This is a genomic window from Thiocapsa marina 5811 (assembly GCF_000223985.1).
GTDB lineage: Bacteria > Pseudomonadota > Gammaproteobacteria > Chromatiales > Chromatiaceae > Thiocapsa > Thiocapsa marina.
This window is the reverse complement of sequence record NZ_AFWV01000001.1, coordinates 361,082-375,565: the sequence shown is the minus strand read 5'-3', so window position 1 is coordinate 375,565 and position 14,484 is coordinate 361,082. Positions and strand designations below refer to the sequence as shown.

Here is a 14,484-nt window from a genome sequence, read left to right as displayed (position 1 = left end):
TTCGGTGATCTCCGGGTTGAATCGCGGCAGGCACGGCGCTCGAAGTCGGGGCCAAGGCCCGATCGACCCGAGACCACCGAATGCCCGGCAGGACGCGATTCAACCCCCGAAGCGGTAGCTCACCGAAAGGGACAGCACATCCACGTGACTGTCCGTTTCACCGCGAACCTCGACGCTGCTCTCGAGCGGCGATCCGGCATAGAAGGGCAGTGTCAGATCGATGTCCGCACGCGCGAAGCGACCGTACGCATAGCCGACATCCAGGCGGAGTTGCTCGGAGACGCGGTAGCTTGCACCGACACCGAGCCACAGCAGATCGCTGTCCGGAATGCTGGTGTTGCGCAATAAATCGGTGGTCGGAGATTCGTCGTATTGGATGCCGCCGCGCAGCGTCCAGCGCGCGTGGAGTGCGTACTCGGCGGCCAGGCCGACCGTGTAGGTGTTCTCGAAGCCTTGGGGACGGACCAGATCGGGACTGCCGTTCGCGAACCTGACCCGGATCTCGTCGAACGCATCCCAGCCGAACCACTGCACCTCGCCGGCCAGCGTCAGGCGCGGGGTCACGGCCCGGGTGAGGCTGAGGGTCAAAATGTCGGGCAGGTCGAGCCCGGTCCGTGTGTTGAAGCGTCCATTCGCCGCGGCCAAGGGCCCGTGCAGGCCGGAGACCTCGGCGCTGCCCTTCAGGGTGTGGTGCATACCGGATCGATAATGCAGCCCGACGCGGGTTTGCTCGCTCGGCTGATAGAGCAGGCCGATGTTGAATCCGGTATCCCATCCGTCGCCGGTCAGCTTGGAGCGTCCGTCCGAGCCGGGGGTCGGTCCGCCGGGGTTAAGCGGGTCGGGCAGGGCGCTGATCAGCTCCGCATCCGCATACTGAACGTCGATGCCGCCCCCGATGGACCAAGCGTCGTTGATCCGATAGGCGAGCGTCGGGGCGATGTCGAGGGTCTTGATGCTGTTGTCGTAGGAGTCGTATCGACCGAACCAGTCCGGGCCGTAATCCAATGCAAGCCCGAACGGCGAGGTGACGGCGAGTCCGACCCAGATCCGCCCATCCATGATCGGCGTCCCGAGAAAGAGATTGGGCACCGGAATCCAACCCTCGCCGTGGCCTCGAGCTCCGGCATAGAGAGCGTCTTGGCCTGCGCTGCCGAGCGTGCGGGCCTGAGAGCCGCGGTTATCGACGGCGATGTCGGCATTGATCGCATCCACGCCGATGTCGACGAAGAGGCCGCCGAGCTGCGTCATGCCGGCCGGGTTGTAAAAAAGCGTGCTGCCGTCGCGTGCCGCCGAGGCGAGGCCGACATTTGCCGAACCGGTCGCGGCGGCCCCCTTCATCGGGACGTAGAACCCGCCGGCCAAAGCGCTCGAGGATAGGCCGATCAGGTTTGTTGCGACCAGCAGGAGCACGGACGCGGGCAACCGCTTTCGACGACAAGGATCGGTGATGGGCATGGGGTTCATCCGGCGATGGAGTTGGACGGCTCGGGCGCCATCATAGCGATTCTCGCCTGGGCTCGTCGCCTGCCGAAATCGCCGACTTGCACTGTCGATGAAGGGCGCCGCGGAATGCACTTCGGCGCCTTATTCCATTGATTAAATAATGTTATTCGGGCTCGCGGTCGCGATCTGTCGTGGCTAGAATGCGGCGAGGTCGGATTGATCTGATCGCTGTTTCGCTGTTTGCGCTTCGTTCGGAGGCAACGATGCTTGTTCGGAGACCCTTAAGGATACGTCTGGTGTTTACGACTCCGGCGATCGGTTCGACCTGCGGGCGCACCATACGGTCCGATCGAATCGCGCCGCGCCGAGGTGCGGCTCGGTCCGATCGCGTTTCGCCGCGGAGCCCTCGGGCGTGACGGCGCCCGGTGCGACGAAGGCCCTCTTTCCCGACGTCTCGAAAGCGCCCTTCGTCTTGCCGCCGTCGGCCTCGCCCGGCGTCGTCGCGGATCAGATCGTGGCCTGTTTTCGGGCGGTCGACGCGCTCGATCGGCCGACTACCGAGGTCTTCGAGGCCGTTGGAGCCAGGCTTGGGCTCGATCCGCGTGACCCATTGGTCACGGCCGGTGCCTGCATCGCCGCCGAGATCGATCGCGGGGTTGCGGGACAAGTGCACAATGCGTATCACAACAGCCAGCACATCTGCGAGGTCGTTCTCTGCAGTCTGTTCCTCGGGCAGCAGGCAGGTCTTTCGGGCGAGCGTTTGGCGCGGGTCGTGGTCGCCGCGCTCGTGCATGATTTTCGTCACGACGGCACCACCAATGACGGTGAGTCCTTCCGCTTGGAGCGTTTAGCGATTGCCGCGGCGGGGCCTTTTCTCGCGCGAGCCGGCGTTGCGCCCGAGGAGATCGAGCGAATCGGCGCGATCGTCCTTGCCACCGAGGTGAGGGCGGGTGTGCCCTATGCGCGTTCCTGTTTTCGTTTCCTACATCTTGCGGGCCCGCCGCCCGAGGCTCCGCCGGACGGGGCGGGCGAGGCGAGTCTGCTGCGACGTCTCGCGACCGACCCGGATCTGGCCGTGGAGGCGGTGGTGCTTGCGGAGGCCGATTTGCTGCCCTCGGTCGCCTTGACCGACGATTACGGCATGTTGTGTCAACAGCGTCTGGTCCGAGAGAATGGAGGGCGTGATGTCGGTCCGGCGGAGAAGCTGGCCTTTCTGGATCAACAATCCGGGGGATTCTTGGTCTCCGGCTTCTTCGAGCCGAATTTCAATCGTCTGCGGCGATCCGTTGTCGAGGCACTGTCGGGCCGAATGCAGGAAAGAGCGATGATGAACCAAGAAACACGCGACATTCTGTTGCAGATCCCGCTATTTGCGGAGCTCGGGATCGATCGTATCGGCGACCTCATCGATCAGGCCGCAATGCGGACCTATCGCGCCAACACGGTGGTGATGCAGAAGGGCGACGAGGCCAGCGCCCTCTATGTCTTGCTCTCGGGCCGGGTGAAGGTCTTCTCCGCCGACGACAACGGCAAGGAGATCGTGCTCAACGAGCTCGGTCCAGGGGATTATCTCGGCGAGCTCGCCCTGATCGAGGATTCCACGCGCTCGGCATCCGTGATGACCGTCACGCCGTCGCGTTTCCTCGTCATTCCGAAGGCGGCGTTTCAGGCATTTCTGATCTCGCGCCCCGGCGTTGCGCTGCATCTGATCGGTGCGCTGGCCGCACGGGTGAGAAAGCTGACCGAGGAGGTCGAGCGCCTCGCCCTACGCGATGTCTACAGCCGTCTTGCGGATACGCTCCAGGGGCGCGCCGTCGAGGAGAACGGTCGCCTCATCACCGACTCGCTCACCCAACGCGATCTCGCCGCACTGGTCGGCGCCTCCCGCGAGATGATCAGCCGAATCCTCAAGGATCTGAAGGCCGGCGGCTACATCGCGCTCGAAGGCAAGCGCGTCGTCATTCACCGCAAACTGCCGGAGCGCTGGTGAGCGCCCGAGACCTTGCCGAGGCGTCGCCGTTCTCGGGTCGCCGTCTGCGCGGCACTTCCCGACCCGATGTGCGCGACGGCATCCTCGATAGAGGCTTTCATCCCGGCGAGCGTTGAAGCGGACATCTCGGAATCGGGAGCATCGGACTCTGGCGAGCACGACCATGATTCGGCCAAACGACACCGGGGGATGACATGATCGACGCTATCCGTGATTATGGATTTCTGTACTGGGAGCGTTTTCTGCGCAGTCGGTTCTTCATGGTCCTGCTGCGGCCCATCATCATCACCCTCATTACGCTCAACTCCATCGTCACCCGCCAGCGTATGAGCCATGAGAACGGGCTCGTGGTTCGGGGGCAGGCGAGGATCCTCGCGGATGTGGATCTGCCGCCCAACGGATTCTTCACGCCGGGCAAGGTGTTTCCGTGTCGGCTTCGGCATGCCTCCGTGAGTTTCCTCGACGATGCCGCTCTGGTGGTGCGCGGCGCCTCGGTGAAGTTTGCGGACGAGGCCGTCGAGAGTCCCTTCGACATGCTGATGAACAACGGCAACAGCACGCCGTTCTGGAATATGGATACGTTTTTCCAGTTTACGCTTGCGCGTATTCGTGGAGGACGCGCCCATTTGATCGGCTATTTCAAGCGACATCCACGCTGCTACATGAACGTGCGCGATGCCTTGCGTCGCGATCCGTCGAGCTTTGCAAACCTCTATTACTATTCTCAAATCCCCTTGCGCTTCATCGCCGAAGACGCGGTCGAACGCTATGCGAAGTTTCGACTGATCCCCTGGGACGAGACGCCGGAGCGGGACGGGATCCCGGACGAGGGCGATCTGCAGACGCCTTGGTTCCAAGAGGCGCAACCGAACGAGCGGCGAGGGCGAAATTACCTCAAGGACGCGTATCGAAGGCGTCTCGACAAGCAACATGTGCGTTACCGGTTCCAGATCCAGCTCCTCGAGTGGCGCGATTCGGATGATCGGGACTACGAGCTCTCCTCGCTCTATCCCTGGAACGAAGACGACTGTCCTTGGCGGGATCTCGCCGAGGTGACCATCACCGAGGCGCTCGAGGACACCGAGGGCAACGAATGCCTGTTCAGCCTGCGTCACCTGCCGCAGACGGTGTTGCAGACCATCCCCGCCCGGTGCTTCAGAGACGGTCCGTCCATCGACTATCTGCGTTTGGCCGGGTGGTGGCCGCGACGTGCGCGGCTCTTGATGTATCGCCTGCGCGGCCAGCCGCCGCGGATCCCCGACGAGCGCAGCGAGCCTGCCGATGCCTACGCCGACGAGACCGTCTCGTCCGTCGTCTCCGACGATGTCTACAGGCGGCCCTGTCTCCCGCAACACGACACGCCCGAGCGGCGCGAAGAGCGCAGGGAGCAGCTCGAGAAGGCACGCGGCGTCTATCAATACCTGCACGGCTATATCCAGGTCGAGCCGACCGGCGAGCGGCCCCCCTGGGAGCCGCCGCCCTGGTATCGCCGGGTCTTCAAGATCTACGAGCCCGAGCCCGAGGATCGCAAGACCGTTCCGGTCCCACTGCCGCCTTTCGTGCGCGAGCTGCCGAAAGCCGACCGCTATAGCCGCTATATCCAGGGCCGCATCTACCGGATCGTCGGGGTCTCCTACCTGGCCTTGGCGTTGAGCCGGATCGAGAACTGGCTCGCCAAGCGCAACGGTCTCGACATCTATCGGTTTCTGCTCTGGGGCTTTCGCGACAAGCCGCCGACGATGGCGCGTTGGCGCGAGGATGCGGAGTTTGCCCGCCAGCGGGTGGCGGGTGTCAATCCGCGCATGCTTCGCCGCTTCACCGAGATCCCCGCCAACTTTCCGGTCACCGATGCGACCCTCGCCGGCCTGCTCGACGCGGACGAGACACTGGCCTCGGCGATCGAGAAGAAGCGGCTCTATTGGTGCAACTACGCGGTGCTCGAAGGCATCTCGGTCAAGCCCGGCCGGTATCTTGCGCATCCCATTGCACTGTTTTACGTCAACGGCGAGGGACGATTGATGCCCGTTGCCATCCAGCTCTTCCAGCGTCCCGAGGCGGGGCCGATCTTTACCCCGAAGGACGATCCGGGGCTCTGGCTGGCGGTGAAGACCTTCACGCAATCCGCCGACGCCCAAGTCCATGAGGTGGTGGAGCATCTTCTGAGCACGCATCTGATCGTGGAGCTCTTCAAGGTCGCCATGCGTCGCACCCTCCCTGATGCGCACCCCGTCAACAAGCTCCTGACGCCCCATTTGGCCTACACCATGGCGGTCAATACCTCGGCACGCACCCAGCTGCTGGCGCCGGGCGGTCCCATCGATTCCACGATGGCCGTCGGCTCGAAAGGGGCCTTCGAGCTGATGGCGCGGGCCTGGCGGGATCACCCGATCCTGGACGGGCAGGATGTCCCGCTCGATCTGAAGGCGCGCGGCGTGGACGATGTCGAGGCATTGCCCGACTATCCCTGGCGCGACGATGCCCTTAAACTGTGGACGATTGTCCGCGGCTATGTCGCCGCGATGGTCGCGCACTTCTACGCGAGCGACGACGATGTCGTGAATGACGACGAGCTGCAGGCCTTCCACGCCGAGATTCGCGATCCGCGGGGCGGCAACATCCCGGATATGCCGGGCCGCGACGCGGGTTTTCGCAGCCGCGACGAGCTGAGCGGGTTTTTGACTCGGATCGTCTACACGGCCACCGCGGGCCATGCGGCCGTGAACAATGGCCAGTACGACTGTTTCGGCTTCATTCCGAACGTCCCGGGTGCGCTTTATCGGCCGCCGCCGCGGGATAAGGATCTGAGCTGGAGCGAGAGGGACCTCGAGCGTGCGCTGCCCGATCTGCGCACCGCATCCACGCAGATCCTCATGGTCCGCTTGCTCTCGAGGCGGACCGAGATGCCGATCGGGCGCTATGCTCCGGCCTTTTTCGCCGGGACCCAGTCGGTGCTGCCGATCGTCACACGTTTTCGGCGCGACCTGCACGCGTTGAGCCTCGAGATCGAGGGGCGCAACCGCAGCCGCGATGTTCCCTACACCTATCTGGATCCGAAACAGGTCCCTCAAAGTATCGTGACATGATCCAGCCGGCCATCCTCGCTCGAGCGGCTCCACCGACATTACTGGATCCGATTCGCCGTGGCCAAACCTTCACCGTCTATCGAGGCCGTCTCGCCGACGGACAAGCGGTCATCTGCAAGACGGTGAGCGGGCGGCGCTGGACGCCGGACGCCATCGCACGCCTGGAGAACGAGTACGCCATTACGCGCGGACTGACCCACCCCGGTCAGATCGCGGCACGCGCCCTGATCAGGACCGATAACGGGCCTATGCTGGTATCCGACGATCAAGGCGATCGTTCTCTGGATACGGTGACGACCTTGCCGCTGCCGCCCGAGACCGTCGCGCGTATCGCTGTGGAGCTCGCGCGCATCTTGGCCGACCTTCACCAGGTCCAAGGCATCGTGCATCGCGATATCAAGCCGTCGAACCTGATCGTCGACGAAGGCTTCAACAGGGTCCGGCTGATCGACTACTGCCTGGCGATTCGGGCCACCGACCTCGCCGAGGAGCCCGCCGGCGCCTTCGCGGCGAAGGGCACGCTGGCCTATATGGCGCCCGAGCAGTCCGGCCGCATGAACCGTCAGGTCGATTGGCGCGCGGACCTCTACGCCTTCGGCATCCTCCTCTACGAGCTGCTGACCGGGCGGGTTCCCTTCGCCGACCCGGACCCCGCGACCCTGATCCACCGGCATCTGACCGAGATCCCGCCGGCCCCCCGCGATCTCTGCGACGCCATCCCGCTCACATTCTCGGACGCGGTGATGAGGCTGATCCGCAAGAACCCGGAGGATCGTTTCCAGACGGCCACGGACTTCATCAATGCCGTCGAGCGTGCGGACGACGGCGTTGTTCCGGTGCCGAGCATGTTGCGTATCCCGGATCGGCTCTACGGCCGCGAGGCGATGATCGAGCGGTTGACCGGGCTCATGGCGGGCCCCGACCAGAGCCAGCGCGGCGGTAACCTATTGCGCATCGCCGGCCAGTCAGGCATCGGCAAGTCCGCGCTGGTCGAGCGGCTGGTGGCGCCGATCGCCGCCGCCGGCGGTCATTTCATTCAAGGCAAGTTCGACCAGACCGAGCGGGCTCGCCCCTACGCGCCCTTCGTCCAGGCCTTCAACGCCCTGTTGCGCAGTCTTCTGGCGGGGACGAGCGAGCAGGTCGATGCCTGGCGTGCCCATCTGCTCGATGCGCTCAGCCCGAACGCCCGCGTGGTGCTCGACCTCCTGCCCGGATACGAGACCCTGCTCGGCCCTCAGCCGCCGGTGGCCAAGCTGGGTCTGAACGAGGCTCAGATCCGCATGTCTTTGGTGTTTCGCCGGTTCGTGGGCGCCTTGGCGCGTGCGGATTCGCCGCTGGTGATCTTCATCGATGACCTTCAGTGGTCCGACAGCGCCTCGCGCTCGCTGATCGAGCTGCTCCTGACCGACACCGAGATCCGTCATCTGACGATCCTGACCGCCTACAGAGACAACGAGATCGGGGCCGGGCACCCGGTCGCCGCGCTGTTCGCCAGCCTGGAGGAGAAGCTCGGGCTTCCTCCCGCGATCGAGGTGGGGCCGCTCGGGCATGCCGCGGTGTCCGAGCTCTTGGCCGATGCCTTGGGACACCCGCCGGCCGAGGTTGAGGGTCTGGCGGCTCGGGTGGTCGCCAAGACCGGCGGCAATCCCTTCTTCGTGCAGCAGTTCCTGCGGGCGCTGCAGCGCAAGGGTTTGCTCCTCTACGATTCGGCGACCTGGCGTTGGCAGTGGGATCTCGCCGCGGTGGATCTGGAGCAGATCACCGACAACGTTGCCGATCTGGTCATCGAGCGCATCCTGGAGCTGCCCGCGCCGACCCGCGAGATGGTCCAGATCGCGGCCTGCCACGGCAATCTGTTCGAGACAGAGATCCTGGGCTTGGCCGCCGAGCGCGATCCGAGCGAGATCGTGCGGCTGCTCGCCCCGGCACTCGCGGCCGATATCCTGCTGAGCGCGGACGACGAGGTCGGCGATCGGGGATTGCTCCGACGCTACCGTTTTCAACACGACCGGGTCCAGCAGGCGGCTCACGATCTCTTGTCGCGTGATCTGCGCGAGCAGATCCATGCGCGCATCGGTGCCCTGCTGCTCGAGAAGATCCCGGACCCCGCCGCGGTGGGCCGCCTGACCGAGATCACTGACCATCTGATCGCGGGGCAGCGCCGGCTTGATCACGACGGGCGCCGGCGTCTGCGCGATCTGGCTCTTCAGGCGGCGCGCTTGACCAAATCCGCCATCGCCTACGACGCGGCCCTGCAGTATCTGGACGTTGCCGATGCCATGCTGGGTGAGGACGCCTGGCTGCGCGAGCCTGACCTCGCGTTCGAGATCGCGCTTGAAAAGGCACAGGCGGCCTATCTGCAGGATCGCACCGACCTCGCCGAGGAGATCGCCGAGGGCCTGCTCGGCCGCGGGCGCCCGGCGCTGGACCAGGTCCGGGTGCTGGGGCTGATGGTCTTGCTGCATACCTCCCGGATGGCCTACGGCAGGGCGCTCGATGTCGGTCTGCGTGCGCTGGCGCTGCTCGGCGAGAAGCTGCCCCGTCGGGTGCATCTGCTTCGGGTCCTGGCGGAGCTTGCAAGCGCCAAGCTGCGTCTCGCGGGCCGCACCACTCTTGACCTGGCGGAGGGGCCTCGGATGCAGGATCCGCGTAAGCTTGCCGCCATGCAGATCATGGTCCTGCTGGCGCCGCCGGCCTATTTCAGCGCGCCCAATCTGCTGCCTTTGATCGCGCTGCGCATGGTTCAGATGTCGGTTCGCTACGGCAATGCGCCTGAGTCCGCCTACGCCTATGTCCTCTACGGCATGCTCCATTGCGCCGTCTTGGCGGATCCCGTGCGTGGCCTGGCCTACGGTGATCTGGCACGGCAGCTCGCCGTCGACCTGGATGCACGCGATCTCGAAGGCCGTATTCTCATGATCTATGCGGGCTTCATCCAGCACTGGTCGGCCCCCTTGGTCGAGACCCTTCCGATCTTTCTGGAAGGGGCCGAGAAGGCGATCAGCGCCGGTGACCTGGAGCATCACGGCTACCATCATTACGGACATGCCTCCTACGCCTTCATGGGGGGGCTGCCGCTGGCGAAGGTGTCGGATTATCTCGAGAGTCATCAGGCCGCGGAGGGTGGCGCGCGCCACGAAAAGACGCGGCGGATCATGCGGATGGCGGGTTTCAGCATCGCGCGCATGCGGGGTCTGGAGGATGTGGCGGATCGCTCCGACGACGAGCGGGAGAGCGAAGACGAGAGCTTCGCCGTTTGGACGGAGCAGCGTGACGCCACCTCGCTCGCCTATTTCCACAAGTATCGGATGCTCGATGCCCTGATGCGCGAAGATTTTCGCGAGGTACTCGCGCGGGCACACGGCATGCGGGCGAATCTGAACGGCATTGTCTCGATGGCGTTCGAGCCCTTCTACCAGTTCTACGAGGCCCTGGCGCTGATCGAGCTGGGTGGGAGCGACGGCGCTGCAACATCGGTGATACGGCGGACCCGCGCGTGGCGGCTCACGCGTCGGCTCGAGCGCTGGGCCCGCTACGGCCCCGACAACTTCGCCCATCGGGCATTGCTGTTGCGGGCCGAGTTGGCCGCGGCCGACGGTCGATCGACCCGCGCGATGGAGCTCTTCGACGCAGCCGTGGCGGCGGCTCGGCGGGCCGGCGCCCTGCAGGATGTCGGCTTGTTTCTGGAGCGGGCGGCGCGCTTCTATCTTGGTCGAGGAGCCCGCACGGCGGCGGCGGGTTATCTCTGTGATGCCGTCGATGCCTTCGATGTCTGGGGTGCGAACGCCTGGTCCAAGGTTCTGACCGAGCGCTACGCCGATCTGGTCCAGCCGCGCACCGGCGTGCTGACCGACCTGACCGAGACGGGCACGAGCAGCAGCGGTCACGGACAGATCGTCGACAGCGCAACCCTCATCCGTGCCGCCGCGGCACTGGCCCGCAAGGTCTCGCTCAACGACGTGGTGACCGAGGTCATGCGTGCCATGGTGATCAACGCCGGTGCGACCCGCGGCGTCTTGCTGCTCGATGTCGAGAACCGCTTACAGGTCGCGGCCGTGGGCGATGCCAATGGCGAAGTGCGGCTCCTGCCCGACGGTTCGGCGGTCGACCTTCACGGGATACCGACCGGGTTGGTGAGCTTTGTTCGGCGCGCCCGGGAGCGGGTGGTGATGGACGACGCCTGTGCGGATCCGACCTTTCGATCCGATCCGCACATCCGTGCGCACGCTGCCTTGTCGATTCTCTGCGTTCCGCTTTTGTCGAAGGGCGACGTGGTCGGGATGGTCTATCTCGAGAATGCCGGCGTGCGCGGGGCCTTCTCGGCGGATCGGTGCGTCACGGTGGAGACCTTGGGGGCACAAGCGGCCGTCTCCATCGAGAACGCCCGTCTCTACGACTCGCTGCGCAGCTCGTTGGAGCGCCAAGCCGAGCTGACCTTCGCCCACGCCCGCTTCGTCCCGCACCAGTTCCTCGAAACCCTGGGACGTCCGTCCATCGGAGATATCAAGCTGGGCGACCACGTCCTGACCAAGGCATCCATCCTCTTCTCGGATATCCGCGGCTTCACCTCGCTCCTCGAGGGCATGGCGCCCGTGGACGCCATCCAGTTCATCAACACCTATCTCTCGCGGATGGAGCCTGCGGTTCTGGCCGAGGGCGGATTCATCGACAACTATGTCGGCGACGCCATCATGGCGGTGTTCGATCGCGGCGCCGATGCGTCCATACGTGCCGGCATCGCCATGTTGCGCAGTCTCGGGGACTGGGCACGGACCCCGGATCTGCAGGGCCAGTCGCCGATCCGCATCGGTGTGGGCATCGCCACCGGCGAGATGATCTTCGGCACCATCGGCGCCGCCAACCGCCTCAAATGCGGCGTGGTCGGCGACACCGTCAACCTGGCCGCCCGCATCGAGGGCCTGACCAAACACTACGGATTGGGTCTGCTGATCGGGGGCAACACCTATGCGTCGCTCGACGATCCCGAGCGCTACCTGATCCGGGAGATCGATCTCGTCACCGTGGCCGGTCGCGAGGCCCCGGTGCGTCTTTACGAGGTCTTCGATGCAGATCCCGAGCCCCTGCGGGAGCAGAAGCTGCGAACCCGGGAGGCATTGTCCGACGGGCTTCGCCTCTACCGGGCCGGCGACGACGACCAGGCCACGCGCACCTTCGGGCGCTGTCGAGACCTTGCGCCGGACGATCCGCTGCCCCTGCTCTTGACCGAGCGCTGCGGGCGCAACCGCGCCTGTTCGGCCGGCCCGGCGCGCGATGGGATCGAAAGGATCGGACTCAAATAGCGTGACCGCCGAGTCGATTCGGGTCCGCGGTTTGGTTCAGGGCGTGGGCTTTCGCCCCACCGTGTGGCGACTGGCCCGCGCCTGCGGCCTGCGCGGCGATGTGCGCAACGACGGCGAGGGCGTGCTGATTCGGGTCCGCGGCAGCGCCGCCGGGGACGATGCCGGCGTGAGCGGGTTTCTGAAGCGTCTGTACGAGGAATGCCCGCCGCTGGCCCGCATCGATTCGGTCGAGCGGCGCCCGATCGCGGATCCGCAGGGGTTGGCGGACCTCGCGCAGCAGCAAGACTTCGTCATCCTGGAGAGCGCGGCGACCGCCGTGCACACCGGGATCGTCGCCGATGCCGCGACCTGCGCGGCCTGCGTCGCCGAGATCAGGGATCCCGCCGATCGGCGCCATCGCTATCCCTTCACCAACTGCACGCACTGCGGGCCGCGTCTGAGCATCGTCGCCGGCATCCCCTACGACCGTGCCCGGACCAGCATGTCCGCGTTTCCCATGTGCCCGGACTGCGCGGCCGAGTACAAGGATCCGGCTGACCGACGCTTCCATGCGCAACCCAATGCGTGTCCTGTCTGTGGCCCCGGGGTCTGGCTTCAGGACGCCGCGGGGCAGCCCCTCGATCCGGTGGTGCTCGGTGTCGAGGATGCCATCGCCGCGGCGAGCCGGTTCCTGGCCGATGGGCGGATCCTGGCCATCAAGGGGATCGGCGGCTTTCATCTCGCGTGCGATGCGACAAACCCGGATGCGGTTGCCGAGCTGCGTCGGCGCAAGCGGCGGTATGCCAAGCCGCTCGCGCTCATGGCGCGCGACCTGGAGGTGATCCGGGGTTATTGTCGAGTGACGGGGCAGGATGCGGCGCTGCTCTCGGCTCCGGCCGCGCCGATCCTGCTCTTGGATCGGCTCGATTCGGGCGGGACGGATCGGGTCGAGACATCGGCGGATGATGCGGTTGCGCCTGATGGGTTTCGCTGCGCTCTACCGGATCTCGAATCGGGCCATCCGGGCCTGGAGGATGGGTTTCGCTGCGCTCCACCCATCCTACGTTGTCGCGGTGCGCCGCCGTGGCCCTTGGCGCCGGATGTCGCGCCGGGTCAGACGACCTTGGGGGTCATGCTGCCCTACAGTCCGATCCACCATCTGCTCTTGGCGGACTGGGATCGGCCCTTGGTGATGACGAGCGGCAATCTGAGCGAAGAGCCGCAGTGTATCGACAACGCCGATGCGCTCGGACGACTCGGCCAGCTCGCCGATATCCTGCTGCTGCATGACCGGGCGATCCTCAATCGGGTCGACGACTCGGTGGTTCGGGTGATGGCGGGGGAGGCGCGTCTGCTGCGGCGTGCACGCGGCTATGCCCCAGCACCCTTGGCCTTGCCGCCCGGCTTCGAGGCCGCACCGCCGCTGCTCGCGCTCGGGGGCGAGCTCAAGAACACCTTCTGTCTGATCCGCGACGCTCAGGCGATCCTCTCCCAACACCTCGGCGACCTGGAGGACGCCAAGACGGCGCGCGAATACGAGCGGACCCTCGCCCTCTATCTCGACCTCTTCCAGGTCGTCCCCGAGGCGCTCGTCGTCGATCTGCACCCGGATTATCGCTCCAGCCTGATCGGGCGCGACCGTGCCGCGCGCGACGGCGTGCCGCTGATCGGGGTGCAGCATCACCATGCCCATCTCGCCTCGACGTTGGCCGACAACGGCTGGCCCTTGGATGCCGGTCCGGTTCTCGGCATCCTGCTCGACGGACTCGGCTACGGCAGCGACGGCACACTCTGGGGCGGCGAGTTTCTCCTCGGCGACTACCTGGATTTCCAACGGGTCGCTCATCTCAAACCGGTGGCCATGCCCGGCGGGACACGCGCGATCCTGGAGCCCTGGCGCAACCTCTATGCGCACCTGGAGAGCGCGGGCGGTTGGGCGGCGTGGCGCGCGCGCTTCGCCGGGCTCGAGCCGATCGAGCGGCTCGACGCCAAACCGCTCGGGATCCTGAAGACCTTGATCGCGCGCGGACTCAACGCGCCGCTCTCGAGCTCGGCCGGGCGGCTCTTCGATGCAGTCGCCGCGGCACTGGATGTCGGCGGCGAGGTGCTGACCTACGAAGGTCAAGCGGCCATCGCACTGGAGTCGTTGGCCGCTGTCGCCATGGACCGGGTCGGCGACGGCGACGGCTATCCGTTCGCCCGCTCGATCGTGCCGACCGGCGAGATCTTGGATCCGGCACCGCTCTGGGACGCCCTGCTCGCAGACATCTCCCGCGGCCGTCCGCCCGAGGAGATCGCCGCCGCCTTCCACGTCGGACTCGCGACGGCACTCGGAACACTAGCCCGGGATCTAGCGAGACGTCACGAGATCTCGACCGTCGCACTCTCGGGCGGCGTCTTCCAGAACCGGCTACTCCTCGAATCCGTCGCGCGCAGGCTCGAGGCGGACGGTCTCCGGGTGCTGTTGCAGCGACAGGTACCGGCGAACGACGGTGGTCTCTCCTTGGGTCAGGCAGCGGTCGCGGCGGCGAGGGTTCTTAGTAACGATTCAGTCGATTGAGCGGAATAGCGCCAAGATCAGCGAGGTTTATTTGAACGCCGACCCTCTGCCGGCGCGCACCGGGTGGATGTCGTGTATGGACCCCGTACGCGTTTCGCCGAATCCGAAAGGCGCTCAAGCGCCGGCCTT

At 65.8% G+C, this 14,484-nt stretch carries 5 protein-coding genes; 4 read left to right on the top strand and 1 reads right to left on the bottom strand.

What is annotated here, in order from left to right:
* Positions 1-99 precede the first annotated feature (99 nt).
* Positions 100-1,455 carry an OmpP1/FadL family transporter gene (locus tag THIMADRAFT_RS01650; protein WP_007191204.1) on the bottom strand — a complete coding sequence of 452 codons (1,356 nt, stop codon included), beginning with the start codon at positions 1,453-1,455 and terminating at the stop codon, positions 100-102.
* A gap of 400 nt (positions 1,456-1,855) precedes the next feature.
* Here THIMADRAFT_RS01650 and THIMADRAFT_RS24315 point away from each other — a divergent pair, with 400 nt between their 5' ends.
* The 4 genes from THIMADRAFT_RS24315 to THIMADRAFT_RS01630 all read left to right on the top strand — a co-directional run bounded on the left by THIMADRAFT_RS24315 (position 1,856) and on the right by THIMADRAFT_RS01630 (position 14,355).
* Positions 1,856-3,433 carry a Crp/Fnr family transcriptional regulator gene (locus THIMADRAFT_RS24315; RefSeq protein ID WP_007191203.1) on the top strand — a complete coding sequence of 526 codons (1,578 nt, stop codon included), beginning with the start codon at positions 1,856-1,858 and terminating at the stop codon, positions 3,431-3,433.
* 194 nt (positions 3,434-3,627) lie between these two features.
* Positions 3,628-6,516: a lipoxygenase family protein gene (locus tag THIMADRAFT_RS01640; RefSeq protein ID WP_007191202.1), complete on the top strand. Its 2,889-nt coding sequence runs from the start codon at positions 3,628-3,630 to the stop codon at positions 6,514-6,516.
* Positions 6,513-11,816, top strand: coding sequence for an AAA family ATPase (locus THIMADRAFT_RS01635; protein ID WP_007191201.1), 5,304 nt, complete (start codon positions 6,513-6,515; stop codon positions 11,814-11,816). Before THIMADRAFT_RS01640 ends, THIMADRAFT_RS01635 begins: the two co-directional genes overlap by 4 nt.
* A gap of 1 nt (position 11,817) precedes the next feature.
* A complete protein-coding gene (locus THIMADRAFT_RS01630) occupies positions 11,818-14,355 on the top strand; it encodes a carbamoyltransferase HypF (RefSeq protein WP_007191200.1) in 2,538 nt (845 codons plus the stop codon).
* Positions 14,356-14,484: the final 129 nt, after the last annotated feature.

Bases quoted from the DNA above. Each gene is read 5' to 3' on its own strand.
- THIMADRAFT_RS01650 (WP_007191204.1), bottom strand. From the start codon at position 1,455: ATGCCCATCACCGATCCTTGTCGTCGAAAGCGGTTGCCCGCGTCCGTG.
- THIMADRAFT_RS01640 (WP_007191202.1), top strand. From the start codon at position 3,628: ATGATCGACGCTATCCGTGATTATGGATTTCTGTACTGGGAGCGTTTT.
- THIMADRAFT_RS01635 (WP_007191201.1), top strand. From the start codon at position 6,513: ATGATCCAGCCGGCCATCCTCGCTCGAGCGGCTCCACCGACATTACTG.